This is a genomic window from Microbacterium sp. 4NA327F11 (assembly GCF_005503465.1).
Lineage (GTDB): Bacteria > Actinomycetota > Actinomycetes > Actinomycetales > Microbacteriaceae > Microbacterium > Microbacterium ginsengisoli.
In genome coordinates this window covers 50,238-68,267 of sequence record NZ_SCOB01000006.1, presented here as the reverse complement: position 1 = coordinate 68,267, position 18,030 = coordinate 50,238, and the positions used below count along the sequence as shown (strand labels likewise).

14 protein-coding genes are annotated in these 18,030 nt (G+C 72.5%); 5 read left to right on the top strand and 9 right to left on the bottom strand.

Annotation, left to right across the window (positions count from 1 at the left end; all coding sequences use genetic code 11):
• Nucleotides 1-82: 82 nt before the first annotated feature.
• The 6 genes from FFS51_RS05655 to FFS51_RS05630 are packed head-to-tail and all read right to left on the bottom strand — an operon-like array spanning nt 83 to nt 5,824.
• Nucleotides 83-1,126, bottom strand: a complete 1,044-nt coding sequence (locus tag FFS51_RS05655; protein WP_137877762.1) for a hypothetical protein — start codon at nt 1,124-1,126, stop codon at nt 83-85.
• Nucleotides 1,120-1,962: a hypothetical protein gene (locus FFS51_RS05650; protein ID WP_212742784.1), complete on the bottom strand. Its 843-nt coding sequence runs from the start codon at nt 1,960-1,962 to the stop codon at nt 1,120-1,122. The genes FFS51_RS05655 and FFS51_RS05650 overlap by 7 nt, the downstream gene beginning before the upstream one ends.
• A 1-nt stretch (nt 1,963) precedes the next feature.
• Nucleotides 1,964-3,319, bottom strand: a complete 1,356-nt coding sequence (locus FFS51_RS05645; protein WP_137877760.1) for a winged helix-turn-helix domain-containing protein — start codon at nt 3,317-3,319, stop codon at nt 1,964-1,966.
• A 2-nt stretch (nt 3,320-3,321) separates the two neighbouring features.
• Nucleotides 3,322-4,095 carry an amino acid ABC transporter ATP-binding protein gene (locus FFS51_RS05640; protein WP_045246699.1) on the bottom strand — a complete coding sequence of 258 codons (774 nt, stop codon included), beginning with the start codon at nt 4,093-4,095 and terminating at the stop codon, nt 3,322-3,324.
• Nucleotides 4,074-4,982, bottom strand: coding sequence for an amino acid ABC transporter permease (locus tag FFS51_RS05635; protein ID WP_137877759.1), 909 nt, complete (start codon nt 4,980-4,982; stop codon nt 4,074-4,076). Before FFS51_RS05635 ends, FFS51_RS05640 begins: the two co-directional genes overlap by 22 nt.
• A complete protein-coding gene (locus tag FFS51_RS05630; RefSeq protein ID WP_048809307.1) occupies nt 4,982-5,824 on the bottom strand; it encodes an ABC transporter substrate-binding protein in 843 nt (280 codons plus the stop codon). Before FFS51_RS05630 ends, FFS51_RS05635 begins: the two co-directional genes overlap by 1 nt.
• Before the next feature lie 249 nt (nt 5,825-6,073).
• On the opposite strand from FFS51_RS05630, the gene FFS51_RS05625 reads away from it, so the two are divergent.
• Complete coding sequence (locus tag FFS51_RS05625) at nt 6,074-7,201, top strand: pyridoxal phosphate-dependent aminotransferase (RefSeq protein ID WP_171006113.1); 1,128 nt, start codon at nt 6,074-6,076, stop codon at nt 7,199-7,201.
• Here FFS51_RS05625 and FFS51_RS05620 read toward each other — a convergent pair whose 3' ends face one another.
• Complete coding sequence (locus tag FFS51_RS05620) at nt 7,202-8,185, bottom strand: GlxA family transcriptional regulator (RefSeq protein WP_045246701.1); 984 nt, start codon at nt 8,183-8,185, stop codon at nt 7,202-7,204.
• A gap of 108 nt (nt 8,186-8,293) precedes the next feature.
• Here FFS51_RS05620 and FFS51_RS05615 point away from each other — a divergent pair, with 108 nt between their 5' ends.
• Nucleotides 8,294-8,500, top strand: coding sequence for a hypothetical protein (locus FFS51_RS05615; RefSeq protein WP_137877756.1), 207 nt, complete (start codon nt 8,294-8,296; stop codon nt 8,498-8,500).
• Here FFS51_RS05615 and FFS51_RS05610 read toward each other — a convergent pair.
• Together FFS51_RS05610 and FFS51_RS05605 are read right to left on the bottom strand one after the other, a co-directional pair.
• On the bottom strand, nt 8,473-9,648 hold the full coding sequence (locus FFS51_RS05610; RefSeq protein ID WP_249352664.1) for a glycosyltransferase: 1,176 nt from the start codon (nt 9,646-9,648) through the stop codon (nt 8,473-8,475). The two genes, FFS51_RS05615 and FFS51_RS05610, sit on opposite strands and share 28 nt — an antisense overlap.
• Before the next feature lie 11 nt (nt 9,649-9,659).
• Nucleotides 9,660-10,763 (bottom strand): glycosyltransferase family 4 protein, encoded by a 1,104-nt coding sequence (locus FFS51_RS05605; RefSeq protein ID WP_137877774.1) that lies wholly within the window; start codon nt 10,761-10,763, stop codon nt 9,660-9,662.
• A gap of 62 nt (nt 10,764-10,825) precedes the next feature.
• Between FFS51_RS05605 and FFS51_RS05600 the strand changes: the two genes are divergently transcribed.
• From FFS51_RS05600 to FFS51_RS05590, 3 genes are all read left to right on the top strand, one after another.
• The gene (locus tag FFS51_RS05600; RefSeq protein WP_045246705.1) at nt 10,826-12,193 is read left to right on the top strand and encodes a DUF2252 domain-containing protein; all 1,368 of its coding nucleotides are present in this window, start codon (nt 10,826-10,828) and stop codon (nt 12,191-12,193) included.
• A gap of 75 nt (nt 12,194-12,268) precedes the next feature.
• Complete coding sequence (locus FFS51_RS05595) at nt 12,269-15,529, top strand: transglutaminase family protein (RefSeq protein ID WP_137877755.1); 3,261 nt, start codon at nt 12,269-12,271, stop codon at nt 15,527-15,529.
• Nucleotides 15,526-18,027 carry a circularly permuted type 2 ATP-grasp protein gene (locus FFS51_RS05590; RefSeq protein WP_137877754.1) on the top strand — a complete coding sequence of 834 codons (2,502 nt, stop codon included), beginning with the start codon at nt 15,526-15,528 and terminating at the stop codon, nt 18,025-18,027. Before FFS51_RS05595 ends, FFS51_RS05590 begins: the two co-directional genes overlap by 4 nt.
• The last annotated feature ends 3 nt before the right edge of the window (nt 18,028-18,030 follow it).

Here is an 18,030-nt window from a genome sequence, read left to right as displayed (position 1 = left end):
GAGGGGTCGATGTGTCGGGGGCGCATCGACGCTGTCGGGGGTCGCGCGGGAATGAGGATCGTCGCGATCTCGATCACGGATGTCACAGGGTCACCGCCGCGGTCATGAGCACCGGCGGCACGACCAGGCCGAGCTGTCCGGCGCGCTGCACGGTGACGAGGGCGCCCACGGCGGCGCTGCGCCGCACGGCGAGGTCGTACACGAGTCCGGCGGCGGCGCCGAGGGCGATCCCCGCGACGAGGGCAGCGGCGATCGCGATCGGCGCGGGCCCCGCGACGGCGGCGACGATGCCACCGGCACCGATCGCGAGCAGCACCGCGAGGGCGGTGGGAAGCCGGCGGGTGCGGCCGGCGCCGACGAGCAGGCGGGCGGCACCGGCCGAGAGCATCACGGTGCCCGCCGAGAGGCCGGCGACGAGGCTCGCGCCGCCCGCGAGCCTCGCGATCTCGCCGGGGAGCGTGGACGTGAACAGGGCCAGGATGCCGTTGGCGGCGAAGACGGCCGCGGCCAGCGTCACCACGCGGCCGGCGGACGGCGTCACGGAGACCGGCACAGCGATCGTCGACGCCGACGCGGCGGGTACGGCCGAGCCGGCGTCGCCGGGCGTGAGCAGCGCGGCGGCCGCGACGACGGCGGCGAGCGCGAGCGCCCCGACGAGGAAGACCTGCGAGGCGGAGAGCCCCGCAGCGGCCAGCAGCCCGGCCGAGAGCGACCCGAGCCCGACGCCGCCGAACACCGCGGCCGTCACCCCGGCCGATCCGGCGCGGGAGGACACGACGACCAGGGATGCCGCCGCCACCACGACCCCGAGCGCGGCCCCGCAGACGACGCGCGCCGCGAGAAGCACCCCGAGCTGGTCGAGCGGCGCGATCACCAGCAGCGCGGCGCCCGCGGCATCCAGCACGACACCCACGACCACGATCGCCACCAGGCTCCGCCGTCGGGCGGCGCGCGCGGCGACGGTCATGCCGCCGATCGACGCGAGTCCGTGGCCGGAGAAGAGCAGCGCGGTCGCCCAGGGCGTGCCGGTCGCCGAGACGATGTGCGTGTAGAACGCGCTCGGCAGCGCCGAGAACGCGCCGACGACGGTGAGCGCCGTCGCGGTCCACCCGGTGCGGCTCACCATCGGTCCCTCACGCTCTGCGGCTCGCCGAGGGCCACGCTCGCCAGCGCCACGTCGGTGACCGCCGAACCGGCCTGATCGATCAGCACCGCCCCGTCCGGCGCCGGATCGAGTCCCGCGACGAGGCGCGCGAGCCCGCCCACCTCGTGCGCGGTGCTGCGGTCGTCGATCAGAGTCGCGTGAGCGGTCTCCCACACGCGGGCGCCGTCGAGGCAGACGACGGCCGCGCCCGGCGCGAGATCTGCGACGGATGCCACGGCGCCGGCGGCGCCCGTCGCGCTCACCGCGAGCACGGCGTCGGCGAGTGCGTCCCTGCCTCCGACGACGACCTCACCCGGGAGCGCCGCACGCGCACGGTCGCCTGCGGCGTCCGAGCGCACGAGCACCCGCCACGACCGCACGCCGTGGAGGGAGGAGAGCATGTCGGCGACGGCCCGGTTGGTCGGACCGAACCCGACGAGCGCGACGGGGGAGGCGGCATCCGCGCGACCCAGCGCCTCGATCGCGGCGACGGCCGCCGCCGCGGTGCGCAGCCGCGTCGGCAGCATGCCGCGCAGCACCGCGGTCGGCGCCGAGCCGTCGGCGGGACCCGCGAGGATCGTCGACGTCGAGCGTCCGGCGCCGCCCTCGGCGGGAACGTACGACGCCCACTTCGAGATCGCCCAGCCGAGCGCCGGGACCACCGCCGAGATCGACAGGAAGAAGCCGCCGCCCGCAGCGGGGAGCATCTGCTTCGCGGCCTGCGACGCCTCACCGCGCCCGAGGGCGGCGAGGGCTGCCGTGCAGGCGTCCACGAGCGCGCGGTCGTCGACCGCGGCACGCACCTCGGCGTCGGTCACCTCACGCACGCGACGCCTCCCGGGGGTCGAGTCCGACGGCGGCCGTGGGCGAGACCGCCCCGAGCGCGAGCGACACGATCGTCGCCACCGTGCGGAAGAAGCCCGCCACCGCAGGACTGAAGGCCTTCGGCGAGCGGCTGAGGAACGCGAGATCGCCCCAGATGCGGCCGCCGGTGTGCAGGGGGAAGAGAACGCACGCGTGCAGGTCCTCGGCCGTCGACATGCGGGCGGTCACCGGGAAGCGCCCCGACAGGTTCGACATGTCGCTGAGCTGCACGGTCTGCCCGCTGCGGTACACGTGCGATCCGATGAACGCGTTGTTGACCGGATGCCCCGTGGCGATCGTCTGCCGCCAACGGGCCGACATCCCGGCGCTCGCGATGAGGGTCGCCCGGGGGTCGTCGCTCGTGCCGCCGTCGAGGCGGAAGACGGTCGAGGCATCGGCGAATCCGCGCGACACGGCCCAGGTGACCGTCGTGTCGGCGACCGCATCGACACTGCCGGCCGCAGCGAGCGCGTCGGCGAGGGCGCCGAGCGCGTCGGTCTGGGAGGTCAGGCGGGCCAGGGCGGCACGCATGCGATCCTCGTTGCGGTTGTCGCCGATCTCGGCGGTCGCGGGGAGGAAGCGGTAGCCGACGCCTCGCACCGATGCGATCCATCGGGGGTCGCCGGACGGGTCGCCGAGCTTCTTGCGCAGGCGGGTGATCGCGAGACGCAGTGCGTTCTGGGCGTCGTCGTCGCCCCACTCCCACAGCTGCTGCACGAGCTCCTCGTGGGAGACGACGCGGCCGCTGTTCGACATGAGCGCGGTGAGCAGTTCGAACTCGTGCCGGCTGAGAGCGAGGTCGTCGCCGTCGAGGGTGCAGCTGCGGGTAGCGACGTCGAGAGCGAGACCCTCGGCCTGGAGCCACCGCACGCGCAGGCTCTCCTCGCCCGAACGGGCGCGCACGAGGGCGAGGAGGCGCGCGCTGAACTCCCGCGGCGAGACGGTCCTCCCGACCACGATGTTCGCGCCGGCGTCGAGCAGCACGAGCTCGACGTCGTCGCGCACGTCGACGTCGACGACGGCGATGGGGGTCTGCCCCGCGGTGCGGAGCACGTTCACGGCCGCGGCGATCCAGTCGATGCTCGATCCGCTGACGAGGATGAGCCGCGCATCCCGCTCGGTCGCGGCATGCGCGGCCGGCACCGGCGCACCGACCGCGACCGTCGGCCACGCGGCGCGACCGATCTTCACCCGCAACGCCGCCGCGGGACTCCCCGGTTCGGCGCAGAGCACGACGGGTCCGAGCAGCTCGGCGTCACGGGCGGTCAGGCCGCCGGTGACGAGGGAGGAGAGGGTCGGCGAGGGAGCCATGGTCAGAGCACCTTCGACAGGAAGGCACGCGTGCGCTCGTGCTGCGGGTTGCCGAGCACCTCGGCCGGCGTGCCGATCTCGACGATCTCGCCGCCCGACATGAACGCGATGCGCCCGGCCACTTCGCGGGCGAAGGCCATCTCGTGGGTGACGACGATCATCGTCATGCCGCTGCGGGCGAGGTCGCGCATGACGTCGAGCACCTCGCCGACGAGCTCGGGGTCGAGCGCCGAGGTGGGCTCGTCGAAGAGCATGAGCTTCGGGCGCATGGCGAGGCCGCGGGCGATGGCGACGCGCTGCTGCTGCCCGCCGGAGAGCGTGCGCGGGTACGCATCCTCTTTGTGCGCCATCCCGACCCGGTCGAGCAGATCGCGCGCGGTCGCCGTGGCCGTGGCACGGTCGAGCCGGCGCACGCGCATCGGCGCCTCGATGACGTTCTCGAGAACGGTCAGGTGCGGGAACAGGTTGAAGTGCTGGAACACCATGCCGATGTCGGTGCGCTGGGCATTGATGCGCCGCGGCGACAGCTCGTGCAAGCGGCCGTCGGCGCGCTCCTCGTAGCCGATGAGGTGGTCGCCGACGTACACGCGACCGCGATCGGGGCGTTCGAGGTGGTTGACGCACCGTAGCAGGGTCGACTTGCCCGACCCCGACGCCCCGATCAGGCAGACGACCTCGCCCGCGGCGACGTCGAGGTCGATGCCCGAGAGCACCTCGACGTGGCCGAACGACTTGTGGATGTTGCGCAGGCGGACTAGCGCTTCGCGATCAGCCATCGCGACCACCTCCTCGAGGATGTGCCGTGGGCGCCGACGGAGCGGAACCCGACGCCGAGGCGTCGCTCGAGCAGATGCTCGAGCCCGGTCAGGATCGTCACGACGACGAGGTACCAGATGCAGACGACTATCAGCACGGGGATCGTCTGATAGGTGCGGGCGTAGATCAGCTGACCGCTGTAGAGCAGCTCGGGCAGCGCGATGACGCTCACGACCGACGAGTACTTCAGCAGTCCGATCGCCTCATTCGCGGCGGGCGGCACGATCACGCGCATGGCCTGCGGCAGGATGATGCGGCGGAACGCGGTGGCGCGACCGATCGCGAGCGCGTCCGCGGCCTCCGACTGGCCCTTGTCGACCGAGACGATGCCCGACCGGATGATCTCCGCGAGGTAGGCGGCCTCGTTCAGGGAGAGGCCGAGGATCGCGGCGGTCCACGGCGTGATGAGGGTGTTGGTGTCGATCGACCAGAGGGTCGGGCCGAACGGCACTCCGATCACGACGTCGGGGATGATGATCGCCAGGTTGTACCAGAGGATGATCTGCACGAGAACGGGCGTGCCTCGGAAGAACCAGATGTAGACGCCCGCGGCCCCGCCCAGCAGACCGCTGGAGGAGAGCCGCATGACGGCGAGTGCGAGGCCGATGACCAGCGCGATGACCATGCCGACGAGGGTCAGCAGCAGCGTGGTGCCGAGGCCCGAGAGGATGCGGGGGTCGAACAGGTACTGCAGGACGACGTTCCACTCGTAGTGCGGGTTCGTGAGGAACGACCACGCAACCGAGAGGGCGACGACCGCCACGACGGCGATGCCGAGCCATCGCCACCGCCGAGGGCGGGGGACGATGACGTCGGCATCGGCCGCCGTGCGGGGGGTGTCGCTCATTAGAAGGGCGACCCGTTGACGATCGGGGCGGTCAGGCCACGGGACGGAACGCCCCACTTGTCGAGGATCGAGGCGTACGTGCCGTCAGCCATGATCTCGGTGAACGCCGTCTCGACCTCGGCGGTCAGCGCGCTGCCCTTCGGGAACGCCGCGGCGAAGTAGCCCTCGTTCTGGTAGCCGCCCGAGACCTTGAGTCCGCTGGCGCTCTTCATGATGTAGGCGTTGGCGGCGGAGTCGTTCGGGGTGACGTCGATGCGCTTGGAGGTGAGGGCGAGCACGACGGCGTTGAGGTCCGAGTACTCGTTGACGGTGATCGCCGCCTTGCCCTCGGAGGTGCACTTCTCGGAGGCGGTCGCGAGGAGCGAGCCTTCGATGGCGCCCGACGGGATGCCGACGGTCACGCCGCAGAGGTCGTTCATGTCGGTGATGTCGCGGTAGTCCGACCGGGTGAGGAAGTTGTTCTCCGCCTTGAGGTAGTCGACGAAGTCGACGCTCTTCTGGCGTTCCTTGGTGTCGAACATGCCGGTGAGAGCCATGTCGAAGCGTCCCGAGGTGAGGCCGGGGATGATCGTGTCGAATCCGGCGCTCTGGAACTGGATCGTGCGGCCGAGCTTGGTCGAGAGGGCGGCGGCCAGGTCGACGTTGATGCCCTCCCACGTCGAACCGTCGCTGCCGGTGAAGTTGTAGGGCAGCAGCGACGGGTCGGCGGCGGCGATGATGACGTCGCCGGAGGTGGTGGAGGACGTGGCCTGGGGCGAGCCGGCGGCGCAGGCCGACAGCGCGAGGGCCGACAGGGCGGCGACGGCGAGTGCCGGGATGCCGCGGCGGATGGTGGATCTCACGGGTGCTCCTCGAGTCATGAGGCGGTGGATGTGGGAAGCGGTGCCCGCCCGGTCCGGGTCGACGAAGGGCGTGATGACAGGAGAACCCGTGAATGTTTCGTCCAGATGTCCGTGGCGGGCGCTTTCCGGTTTCCGAGCGCGATACCGACACGGAGACGACATGGAGCGGCTCCTACGATGTCGATATTCGAGCCTCGCCGACACGTTCCCGACTGTCGCCGCGGCCCTCACGATGATCGAAGGCACCCCATGACCTCACCCACGCCCACGAGCGGTTCCGATGCCGTCGCCCGCATGATGACGACGTCGACGGTGGCCGGGGCGATCGATCTGGCGATCGGCGAGCCGGACCAGCCGCTCCCGCAGGAACTGGCGGATGCCGCGGCCCGCGCCTTCCACGACGGCCGCACCGGCTACACCCCGAAGCTCGGACTCCCTGAGCTTCGGGCCCTCATCGCGGCCGACACGACCAGCTCCTCCGGCCGCGTCCCGGTCGAGGACGTGGTGGTCACGGTGGGCGGCACGGGTGCGGTGGCGGTCGCCCTGATCGTCGGGGGCACGGCAGGTGTGGTCATCCCCGACCCGGCGTGGCCGAACGACCTGGTGCTCGCCGAGCAGCTCGGGCTCCCCGTCGCCCGCTACCGCCAGGGACCGTCCGGTGACGACTTCTTCGCCCTCGACGAGATCGAGCAGGCGCTGCGCGCCGGCTTCCGTCTCGTCGTCGCCAACTCGCCCTCGAACCCGACGGGCGCGGTCGCGTCGGCCGCCGCGATGGCGGCGCTGGTCGCGCTCGTCGAGCGGTACGACGCGCGCATCCTCTCCGACGAGGCCTACGAGTCGATCGTGTTCGACGGTGGTCGCGCCGCGTCGCCGCTCGAGGTCGGCGGCCGCGATGTCACGTTCGCCGCGCGCACCTTCTCGAAGCGGTTCTCGATGACGGGACTGCGGCTCGGCTCGTTGGTCGCGCCCGCGGAGGCGCGGCTCGCCGTCGCGGCGGTGCACGGCACGACGGTCGGGTGCGCGCCGATCACCGCGCAGATCGTCGGCGCCACGGCTCTCGAGCGACTCCCCGACCGCGGCACAGAGCTCTCTGCGATATATCGGGCTCGGTACGAGAATGCCGCAGCGGCACTGCCCGGCCGCCTCGCGTCGGTCACTCCGTCGGGCCTCGGCGGCTTCTACCTCTGGCTCGACGTCCGCGACACCGGCCGCTCGGGTGCGGCCCTCGCCGACGAGCTCGCCGCCCGCGGCGTGCTCGTCTCCGCCGGCACCGTCTACTCCTCCGAGGACGGCTTCCTGCGCGCCTCGCTCACGGCTCCCGACGGGGCGCTCGCCACGGCGTGGCAGACGATCGACGAGGTGCTCGGGGCATCCTGATCAGGCGGCGGATGCCGCGGCATCCGCCCTCTCGTCGGGGCACGAGAAGCGCGATCGGTAGGCGCTCGGGCTGAGTCCGAGCGTGCGCACGAAGTTCTGGCGCAGCACGGCCGCCGAGCCGAAGCCGCTCTCGTCGGCGATGCGGTCGATGCCGTGGTCGGTGCGCTCGAGCAGCCGCTGCGCGTGCAGCACCCGCTGCCGGGCGAGCCAGGCCGCCGGCGTCGCGCCGAGGTCCTGCTTGAAGCGCCGCGCGAATGTGCGGGTCGACATGTGGGCACGCGCGGCGAGCTGATCGACGGTCAGGTCGAGGTGCAGGTTCGCGAGCATCCAGTCGGTGACCGGCGCCAGAGAGAGCGAGGCCACGGCGGGCAGTGGCTGCGAGATGAACTGCGCCTGGCCGCCGTCGCGCTGCGGGGGCACGACCATCCGGCGGGCGATGGTGTTGGTGACCTCGGCGCCGAGCTCGATACGCAGCAGGTGCAGGCAGGCGTCGAGGCCGGCCGCGGTGCCCGCGCTCGTGATGATGGTGTCGTCCTGCACGTAGAGCACGTCGGGGTCGAGGTCGACGGCCGGGTAGAGCCGGGTCATCTCGGTCGCGTACTTCCAGTGGGTGGTGGCCCGCCGACCGTCGAGCACGCCCGCGGCGGCGAGCACGAACGCGCCCGAGCAGACGCTCAGGAGCCACGCACGACGGGCGGCGGCCGCCTGCACCACGGCGGCGACCCGCGGGTCGATGCGGGACCAGGATGCGCGCGGCACGGGGGTGACGACGACGAGGTCGGCGGTCTCGGCGAAGGTGAGGTCGTCGACGACGTTGATGCTGAAGCCGAGATTCGACGGGATCGCCCCGGGGTCGGGGGCGCAGATGCGGAACTCGAACGGCTCGATGCCGTCGTCACTGCGGTCGAGGCCGAACGCCTCGCAGGCGAGGCCGAACTCGAACGGCGCGAAGCCGGGCTGCACGATCACGGCGACGGTTCTCATGGGGCATCCTCTCGGGCGCCGCGACCCGCGCGGCTGTGGCAGAAAGCATACGCTCTCTGTCAATTCTGCCACTTTTGGCGTGATCACGACGACCGTAGCGTGAGAGCCATGATCCTCCTCGTGCTGCTCGCGCTCCTCGGCCTCGCGGCCGCCCTCTGGACGGTCGTCGAGGTGATCCGCGGAGACAGCCGCCCGGTGCGCACCGACTGGTCGCGCCTCCCCGATCGCGACGACGGTGCTGCGGTCGCCCCGCGTGCGCGGCGACCGCGCGGCACCGTGCGGAGGGCTCAGGCTTCGACGGGCTCGCCGCGGTAGAGCTTCTCGAACGTCGAGAGGGTGCGCTGGATGTCGTGCACCTTCACCCCGTCGAGCGAGGCCTGCTGCAGCCGGCGGCGCTCGGCGGCATCCGCCGTGAGCACCGTCGTGAGCTTCGCGGCGAAGTCCTCCGCGCTCGTCGGATCGAACAGATAGCCGTTCTCGCCGTCGTGCACGAGATGCGGCAGCGCCATCGCGTCGGCGGCCACGACGGGCAGGCCCGAGGCCATGGCCTCCATCGTCGCGATCGACTGCAGCTCGGCGATCGAGGGCATGGCGAACAGGCTGGCGCGCGTGTAGATGCGCCGCAGCTCGTCGTCGTCGACGCGGCCGTAGAAGTGCACCCGCCCGTCGAGGCCCTGCTCGTGCGCGACGAGCTCGAGCTGCTTGCGCTGGTCGCCGCCGCCGACGATGTCGACGTGCACGTCGAGGGCCGGGTCGAGCAACGCGACCGCCTTGAACAGCAGGTCGATCTGCTTCTCACGGGTCAGGCGACCCACGAACAGCACCCGGTTCTCGGCCCGCGGCTCGAGGTCGGCGGTGTAGTTACCGGCGTCGATGCCGCAGCTGATCGGGATGACCCCCTGCAGGTCGATCGCCGCCACCAGGAAGTCCGCCGCGCGCTTCGTGGGGGTCGTCACCGCGCGTGCCAGGTCGAAGGTGCGGCGGGCGTCGTCCCAGGCCAGCTTCACGAACAGCTTGTCGAGCAGCGGCGGCAGGGTCGTGAAGTCGAGGATGTTCTCGGCCATCACGTGGTTCGTCGCGATCACGGGGATGCCGCGCTGCGACGCGATGCGCGCAAGCCCCCGCCCGATCACGATGTGCGACTGGATGTGCACCACGTCAGGCTTCACCGCGTCGAGCACCTGACGGGCGTAGTGCTTCGCCAGCCACGGCCATACGAAGCGCAGCCAGTCGTGCGGGTACCAGCGCCAGGACGGCAGTCGGTGCACGGTGACGTTCTCCCCCTCGATGACCTCGACCCGCGGGCCGTGATCGCGGTGGGTGATGCTGGGGGCCATCACGTGCACGTCGTGTCCACGCGCGACAAGGCCCGCGGCGAGGCGCTCGGCGAACCGGGCCGCACCGTTCACATCGGGTGAGAAGGTGTCGCAGCCGATGAGGATCGTCAGGGGTCTGTCGGACACGGAAGTCGAGCCTACCTGGCGGCCCGGCGGGATCCCGGGTGATCGACGAGGGAAGACGCGACGTCCAGGAGTGTCTCAGCCGAGCGCCGCCACGAGTAGCGCGCGACGTGCGCGCGGCCCGCGGCGATGACCTCGGCACGGTGCGCGGGGTCATCGAGCCGCCGCACGGCACGGGCGACCGATCCGGGATCGTGGGGGTCGAAGTACTCCGCACCGGGGCCGGCGACCTCGCGGAAGATCGGCAGATCGGATGCCGCGACCGGCACGCCGATCCCGAGTGCTTCGGCGAGCGGCAGCCCGAAGCCCTCGTCGAGGCTGGCGGAGACGAGCACGGAGCCGTCGGCGAGCGCGCGGGCGTACTCCGCGTCGCTCACGCCGCCGGCGAACTCGACCCGGGCGCCGGGCGGCACGAGCGCCTCGAGCTCGGCGCGGCGCGCCGGGCCGATGCGGCTCAGCAGCTGCAGCGTCTTGTCGGGCAGGTGGGCCATCGCGGCGATGAGGGTCTCGACGTTCTTGTAGCCCATGAACGAGCCCATGTAGACGAGGTGCGACGGAGTGGCCGCGGCATCCGCCTCGGCGTCGAGGAACGCGCCCAGGTCGTCGGGGGCGTTCGGGATGACCACGACCGGACGCTTCGTGAGCCGCACCCGCGCGAACTCGTCGCGGCTGGTCTCGCTCACCGTCGCGACGACGTCGGCGGCGTTGAGCGTCACCCGCTGCGGCACGTAGGAGAGGTGGAACAGCCGCCACCCGAGCCGCACGAGCGGAGAGAACTCGGCGGGCGGCGTGCGGTGCCGATAGTAGATCGTGTCGTGGAGGGTCAGGATGAGCCGGAACCGCCGGCCGATCGTGCCCATCGTCTGCATCGGCGAGAACACCACATCGGGCTCGTACGCGTTGAGGATGCGGGCGGTGAACGGCTCCTTCGCCGAGGTCGGCGCGTGCAGGAAGAGGTGCTCGACGCCGTCGGGGAGCACAGCGAGCTGCTCCGGGTCGTGCACGAGGAACGTCACGTCGGCGAGCTCGGCGATCGCGGTCGCCAGCCCCGCGGAGTAGCGGCTGATGCCGTCGTGTCCGTGCGGGCGGATGTACCGCGCGTCGAAGAAGAATCGCATGCGCCCCAAGCCCCTCTCGTCGATCCAGACTAAAGGAGGCCCTGTGGTGCCAAGATGTGCGCATGCCGCTCGATGCACCCCTGCCGTCCACCGCCGACCTCCACGCCCGGGGCGTCGAGGAGCGGCGCGCCACCGCCCGTCGCGACCTCGCGACACTCACGGTCGCGACCCGTGATCCGCTGGGCATCCTCGCGGCGCAGAACGAGACCCGCATCCCCGATCTCATCGGGCTACGGGCCGAGCGCATGTCGACCGACCCGTTCGCCTTCTACCGGGGCACGGCCGCACTCATGGCGGCAGACCTCGCCGACGACCCCCACTCGGGCATCGTGGTCGCCTCCTGCGGCGACGCGCATGTGGCGAACTTCGGCTTCTACGCCTCGCCGCAGCGCACGCTCGTGTTCGACCTGAACGACTTCGACGAGGCCGCGTGGGCGCCGTGGGAGTGGGATGTGAAGCGCCTGGTGACGAGCATCGTCGTCGGCGGTCGCCACACCTCGCGCGACGCCGCCGTGACCGAGCGGGCCGCGCGCGCCGCCGTCGGCGCCTACCTCGCGACGCTGCGCCGACTCACCGCACTCAGCGCCCGTGAGCGGTATTCGCTGCACCTCGACCCGAAGAAGGGCATGGGCGCTCTCGCCAAGACGTCGCGGAAGGCGCTGGCGGCGGCGATGTCCGACGCGCTGCGGCGCACCGGCGATCGTGCCGCGCGCCGCTGGACGACGACGGATGCCGCGGGCCGCGCGGTGTTCGTCGAGGCCCCGCCCACCATGACCCACGTCGACGACGAGATCGAGGAGCGCGCACGGAGCCTGTACGGCGCCTACCAGCGCTCGGCGAGCGTCGACATCGCGCTGCTGCTGCAGCACTACGCCGTGGCCGACGTCGCCCGCCGCGTGGTCGGCGTCGGCTCCGTCGGCACGCGCTGCTACCTCGCCGCGCTCGAGGACGGCGACGGCCGCGTCATGCTCCTGCAGATGAAGCAGGCAGGTCCCAGCGTGCTCGAGCAGTACGGCCGCATCGAGCAGCCGTTCACCCTGCGCGCGAGCATCGCCGACGGAGGCCAGGGTGCCCGTGTGGTGTCGCTGCAGCGCATACAGCAGGCCTTCAGCGACCCGTTCCTCGGGTACGTGCAGGCGCCGGCCGGCGACTACTACGTGCGCCAGTTCCACGACCTGAAGGGCAGCATCGACACCGACACCCTCGAGGACGTGTCGTTCGTGGAGTACGCCCAGGCGTGCGGCGGGGTGCTCGCCCGTGCCCACGCGCAGGACCCGGTGGCGGCGGAGATCGTCGGCTACGCGGGCAACGGCCGCCAGGTGACCGACGCGATCCTCGAGTGGTCGCTCGCGTACGCGAACCTCTCGGCCGCCGACTTCCGCGACTTCGTGTCCGCGAACGCGGCCCCGAGCGACCCGGTCGCGGCCTGAGAGCGGATGCCGCGGCATCCGTCTCACTCGGTGTGACGTAACGACGGCGCAACAGCCGTGGGCCATGCTGTGCTCATGTCGATCAAGGTCGCGCTCGAGCACCGCACGAGCTACCGGTTCGCCCACCCCGTCAAGGCGTGGCCCCACACGATCCGGCTGCGGCCGGCGCCGCACGCGCGCACGCCCATCGAGGCGTACTCGCTGACGGTGTCGCCGGCGGGTCACTTCCTGAACTGGCAGCAGGATCCTTTCGGCAACTGGCTGGCGCGCATCGTGTTCCCCGAGAAGATCGACCACCTCGAGGTGACAGTGGGCCTCGTCGCCGACCTCATGGTCATCAACCCGCTCGACTTCTTCATCGAGGAGTACGCCGAGCGGTTCCCGTTCGCCTACGACGACGCCCTCGCCGCCGACCTCGCGCCCTACCTGCGGCCGGTCGACGACAGCGCCGCGGCGCTCGCGTGGCGGGAGAAGCTGCCCCCGCTCCCCGCCGACGGCGTGCCGACGGTGACGTTCCTCGCCGACCTGAACCGGGCCGTCTACGGCGATGTCGCCTACTCGGTGCGCATGGAGGCGGGCGTGCAGACCCCCGACGAGACCCTCGCCCGCGGCATCGGCTCGTGCCGCGACAGCGCGTGGCTGCTCGTGAGCCTGCTGCGCGGCTACGGGCTCGCCGCCCGGTTCGTGTCGGGCTACCTGGTGCAGCTCGCGCCCGACCGCGAGTCGCTCGACGGGCCGAGTGGCGCCGCCGCCGACTTCACCGACCTGCACGCGTGGGCCGAGGTGTTCGTGCCCGGCGCCGGCTGGATCGGCCTGGATCCGACGAGCGCCCTGTTCGCCGGCGAGGGGCACATCCCGCTCTCCGCGACGCCGCACCCCTCGTCGGCCGCCCCGATCGCGGGCGCCACCGAGCCGGTCGAGGTGACGTTCGACTTCGCGAACGAGGTGCGCCGGGTGCACGAGGACCCCCGCACCACGAAGCCCTACCCGGATGCCGCGTGGGAGCGCATCGACGCGCTCGGCGAGGCCGTCGACCGGCGTCTGGCGGACGCCGACGTGCGGCTCACGATGGGCGGGGAGCCCACCTTCGTCGCCCTCGACGACGCGACCTCGGCCGAGTGGAACACCGCCGCCGACGGGCCGCACAAGCGCGCCCTCGCGAACGATCTGGCCGAGCGCCTCCGACGCGAGTACGCCACCGGAGGCGTCGTGCATCGCGGCCAGGGCAAGTGGTACCCCGGCGAGCCGCTGCCGCGCTGGAACATCGCCCTGCAGTGGCGCGCCGACGGCGAACCCCTGTGGCGCGACCCCGCCCTGTTCGCCGACCCCTGGGGGGACGAACCGGATGCCGCGGCATCCGCTCATGCCGACGCGCTCGCGCAGCGCGTGATCGAGGTGCTGGGGCTGCCGCGCACACAGCTGCTGGCCGCCTACGAGGATCCGCTCGTGCCGCTCGCCGCCGAGGTGCGGCAGCCCGTGGGTGCACCCGCTGAGGAACCGGGCGGTGTCGCCGACGTCGCCGCGTTGGACGCCGCCACCGACGTGCCGGTCGGATGGGTGGTGCCGCTCGTGACGGGCGAGGAGTGGACGAGTCCGCGCTGGCGGTTCCGCCGCGGTCGGCTCGTGCTGGCGGCGGGGTCGAGCCCGGCAGGGCTCCGGCTGCCGCTCGACCAGCTGTCGTGGGTCGACCCGGAGGGCACCGGCGAGCCGTCGTATCTCGAGGCCGGCCCGCGGGTGCGGGTGGAGATCCCCGAGGTGACGGTCGTGCCGGTCGACGGCGCGCCGACCACGGCGCTCTCGATCGAGGCGCGCGACGGGCAGGTGCACGTGTTCCTGCCCCCGACCGACACGCTCGAGGCCTACGCCGCCGTGCTGCGGGTGATCGAGCTCGCCGCCGCCCAGACCGAGGTGCGCGTGGTGATCGAGGGCTACGGCCCGCCGCCGGACGCCCGGCTGCGCCAGCTCGTCGTCACCCCCGACCCGGGTGTGATCGAGGTGAACGTGCAGCCGACCTCGTCGTGGGCGGAGCAGCGGGAGCTGACCACCACCCTGTACGAGCACGCCCGGCAGGCCCGCCTCACCACCGAGAAGTTCGATCTCGACGGCCTCCACACCGGCACCGGCGGCGGCAACCACCTCACGCTCGGCGGCGCGCAGCCGGTCGACTCGCCGCTGCTGCGGCGCCCGCAGCTGCTCGCCAACCTCATCGCCTACTGGCAGCGCCACCCGAGCCTGTCGTACCTGTTCTCGGGCCGGTTCATCGGCCCGACGAGCCAGGCGCCGCGCTTCGACGAGGGGCGTCCTGAGGCGGTCTACGAGATGGAGATCGCGCTGCGCGAGATCGAGCGGATGTCACGGGCCGCCGCGACCGCCGGCGAGGATCCGAGCCCGTGGGTCGTCGACCGCGCATTCCGCCACCTGCTCACCGACCTCACCGGCAACACGCACCGGGCAGAGTTCTGCATCGACAAGCTCTACAGCCCCGACTCGTCACGCGGCCGGCTGGGGCTGCTCGAGTTGCGCGGATTCGAGATGCCGCCGCATCCTCAGCTCGCCCTCGTGCAGGCGCTGCTGGTGCGCTCCCTCGTCGCCATGCTCTGGGATCGGCCCGACGCCGGCCCCCTCGTGCGCTGGGGCACCCGGCTCCACGAGGACGCCCTGCTGCCCGAGGGCGCGGCCGCCGACATCGCGGCCGTCATCGACGACCTGCGCGCGGCGGGCATCGCGTTCGAGCACGGCTGGCTCGACGCGTTCACCGAGTTCCGCTTCCCCCGCATCGGCCAGGTGACCCTTCCCGGCGGCATCGAACTCGAGCTGCGCCAGGCGATCGAGCCGTGGCACGTGCTGGGCGAGGAGGCCAGCTCCGGCGGAACCGCCCGCTACGTGGACTCGTCGCTCGAGCGCATCCAGGTGCGGGTGACGGGCCTCGATGTGCGCCGACACCTCGTCGCGTGCAATGGTGTGTCGGTGCCCCTCACCGCCGGCCGCGCGCCCGACACGCACTACGCGGGTGTGCGCTATCGCGCCTGGCAGCCGTGGTCGGCGCTGCACCCGACGATCGAGGTGCAGGCGCCGCTGACGGTCGAGGTGATCGACACGGATGCCGCGGTCAGCCTCGGCGGCGCGACGTATCACGTCGTGCACCCGGGCGGCCGGGCCTACCACCAGCCCCCGATCAACGCGAACGAGGCCGAGGCGCGGCGCGCGAGCCGCTTCGAGCCGCGCGGCCTCACGGCGGGCGCCGTCGACGTCGCCGCCGTGCGCGAGCGCGGGCGCGCCGCCGCGACCGCCGACTACCCGCACACCCTCGACCTGAGGAGGGCGCCCCGCCCGTGACGGTCATCCGCGACTACGCCGCCACCCTCGCCCAGCCGGCCCTGCCGCTGGGCGGGAGCGGTTTCGCGCGCGTGCGGTACGACGAGGTGATCGCCCCCGACGGCACGCTGCGCGAGGCGTGGAAGGCGATGGCCGAGAGCGTCGTCGCGCTCACGCCCGCGGAGCTTCAGCGGGCCGAGGCGGAGGTGCGGCAGTTCCTCGTCGACGACGGAGTGACGTACGCCCCCGCGGGCGGTGACGCGCAGCCGTGGCAGCTCGACCCGGTCCCGCTCGTGCTCGCCCCCGACGAGTGGACGCGCATCGAGGCGGGCCTGGCGCAGCGCGCCGAGCTGTTCGATGCGATCCTCGCCGACCTCTACGGCCCGCAGACGCTGCTGGCCGACGGATCGATCCCGGCGGCGGCGGTGTTCGGGCACACGGGCTACGTGCGCTCCGCCGTGCGCGCGGGCACCGGCGAGACATCCCTGTTCCTGCTCGCCTCCGATCTCGGTCGCGACGCGTCCGGCGAGTGGTGCGTGCTCACCGACCGCACCCAGGCGCCGTCGGGCCTCGGCTATGCGCGGGAGAACCGGCGCGTCATCTCGCAGGTGCTGCCCGAGCTCTACCAGGAGCACCGGCTGCACCGCATGGACCCCTACTTCGCGGCGCTGCGGCAGAGCCTGCTGAGCGCGGCCGAGGGGGTCGCCGACCCGCGGGTGGTGATCCTCACCCCGGGCGCCCTGTCGGAGACCGCGTACGACCAGGCCTACCTCGCCGGAGCCCTCGGCTTCCCGCTCGTGCAGGGCAGCGATCTGGTCGTCTGGGAGGGCTGGCTCTGGGTCAAGCCGTCGGGCTGGCCCGAGGTGCGCCCGACCGAGCGCGTCGACGTCATCCTGCGACGGGTGGATGCCGCGTGGTGCGACCCGCTCACGCAGCGCTCCGACTCGCGGCTGGGGGTCGCCGGTCTCGTCGAGGTCATCCGCCGCGGTCGCGTGCGGGTCGTGAACGGACTGGGCGCGAGCGTGCTCGAGAACCCGGCGCTGTCGCCCGTGCTGCCGGAGCTCTGTGAGCGTCTGCTCGGCGAGCAGCTGCGGCTGTCGACACCGGCGACCTGGTGGGGCGGCGACGCGACTGGCCTCGAGGTGCTGCTCGCCCGCCTCGACGACGAGTCGTTCGCGGTGCGCACGATCGACGGCGCCGGCATGCCCGACGCGGATGCCTCGCCCGACGCGGTGCGTGCGCTGATCCGCGAGAACCCGTGGCGCTGGGCCGGGCACGAGGTGCTCACCCTGTCGCAGGCGCCGGTGTGCGGTGCTGATGGGCAGGCGCTGGCCGCCCCCGTGACGCTGCGCACCTTCACGCTGCGGCATGGCTCGACCTATCGCCCCCTCGTCGGGGGGCTGGCCAACGTCGCGCACGCGCAGCGTCCGGGCCGGGTCTCGAAGGACGTCTGGGTCATGAAGAGCACGCCGGGCGATCCCGACCAGGGTCTGCTCGAGCTCGAGCCGGTGTCGGTCTCCGGGGTCATCCCCGCGCTCGGACCCCGCGCGATCGAGGACATGTGGTGGATCGGCCGCTACGCCGAGCGGGCGGAGGACCTGCTGCGCCTCGTCGTGGCGGTGCACACGCACGCCGACCGGCTGCCGGCGGGCGACGCGGCCGCCGACGACGCCGTGCTGGTCGCGATGGCCGCGATCGAACGCCTCATCGGGCGACGGCCGGGCACGGTGCACCAGGAGCTGCGGTCGGCGATCGTCGAGGCATCCCGACCCGGCACCGCGGCGCAGTCGCTCGCGCAGCTGCGCTTCGCGCTCGAGGCGGTGCGCGACCAGCTCTCGAACGACGTGTGGCGCAGCGTCGCGGCGAGCGACCGTGCGCTCGGCGAGCTGCGCGCCTCCGGCCAGCGTCAGATCGCCGACGGCGCGGGCCGCATGCTCACCGGCATCCTGTCGCTGCAGGCGGTGACGGCGAACATGATCCGCGACGACGGCTGGTTGGCGATCGAGGCGGGCCGCTGGATCGAGCGGTCGCTGCAGGTGTGCCTGCTGCTGCGGTCCACGGTCGTCGAGAAGCGCGAGCGGTTCGTCGAGCTGTCGGTGCTGGAGATGGTGCTCGCCTCGGCCGAGAGCGCCGTGACCCAGCGTCGCCGTTACCGCGGCAACGTGCGCGTGTACGGCGTGCTCGAGCTGCTGCTGCTCGACGCCCGCAACCCGCGCTCGGTGGCCTTCGCGCTGGGCGAGCTGCGCGCGCGCCTCACGGCGCTCCCCCGATCGACGGGTTCCACGCGCCCCGAGCGTCTGCTGGAGCAGCTCGAGCAGACACTGGCAGAGACGGATGCCGCAGCCCTCGCATCGACCTCGGACGGTCACCGTGACGGGCTCGAGCGCCTGCTGGACGACACGATCGCCCAACTGCGGCTGCTGGCCGAGGCGGTCGCCGACCTGCACTTCGCAAGCGGCCCGACCGCGCAGCCGATCACCGCGCTGTCGCTCACCGAGCTGCTGGCGGTGGCGTCGTGAAGT

Bases quoted from the DNA above. Each gene is read 5' to 3' on its own strand.
- FFS51_RS05605 (WP_137877774.1), bottom strand. From the start codon at position 10,763: ATGCGATTCTTCTTCGACGCGCGGTACATCCGCCCGCACGGACACGAC.
- FFS51_RS05645 (WP_137877760.1), bottom strand. From the start codon at position 3,319: ATGGCTCCCTCGCCGACCCTCTCCTCCCTCGTCACCGGCGGCCTGACC.
- FFS51_RS05625 (WP_171006113.1), top strand. From the start codon at position 6,074: ATGACCTCACCCACGCCCACGAGCGGTTCCGATGCCGTCGCCCGCATG.
- FFS51_RS05615 (WP_137877756.1), top strand. From the start codon at position 8,294: ATGATCCTCCTCGTGCTGCTCGCGCTCCTCGGCCTCGCGGCCGCCCTC.
- FFS51_RS05635 (WP_137877759.1), bottom strand. From the start codon at position 4,982: ATGAGCGACACCCCCCGCACGGCGGCCGATGCCGACGTCATCGTCCCC.
- FFS51_RS05620 (WP_045246701.1), bottom strand. From the start codon at position 8,185: ATGAGAACCGTCGCCGTGATCGTGCAGCCCGGCTTCGCGCCGTTCGAG.
- FFS51_RS05595 (WP_137877755.1), top strand. From the start codon at position 12,269: ATGTCGATCAAGGTCGCGCTCGAGCACCGCACGAGCTACCGGTTCGCC.
- FFS51_RS05640 (WP_045246699.1), bottom strand. From the start codon at position 4,095: ATGGCTGATCGCGAAGCGCTAGTCCGCCTGCGCAACATCCACAAGTCG.
- FFS51_RS05655 (WP_137877762.1), bottom strand. From the start codon at position 1,126: ATGGTGAGCCGCACCGGGTGGACCGCGACGGCGCTCACCGTCGTCGGC.
- FFS51_RS05600 (WP_045246705.1), top strand. From the start codon at position 10,826: ATGCCGCTCGATGCACCCCTGCCGTCCACCGCCGACCTCCACGCCCGG.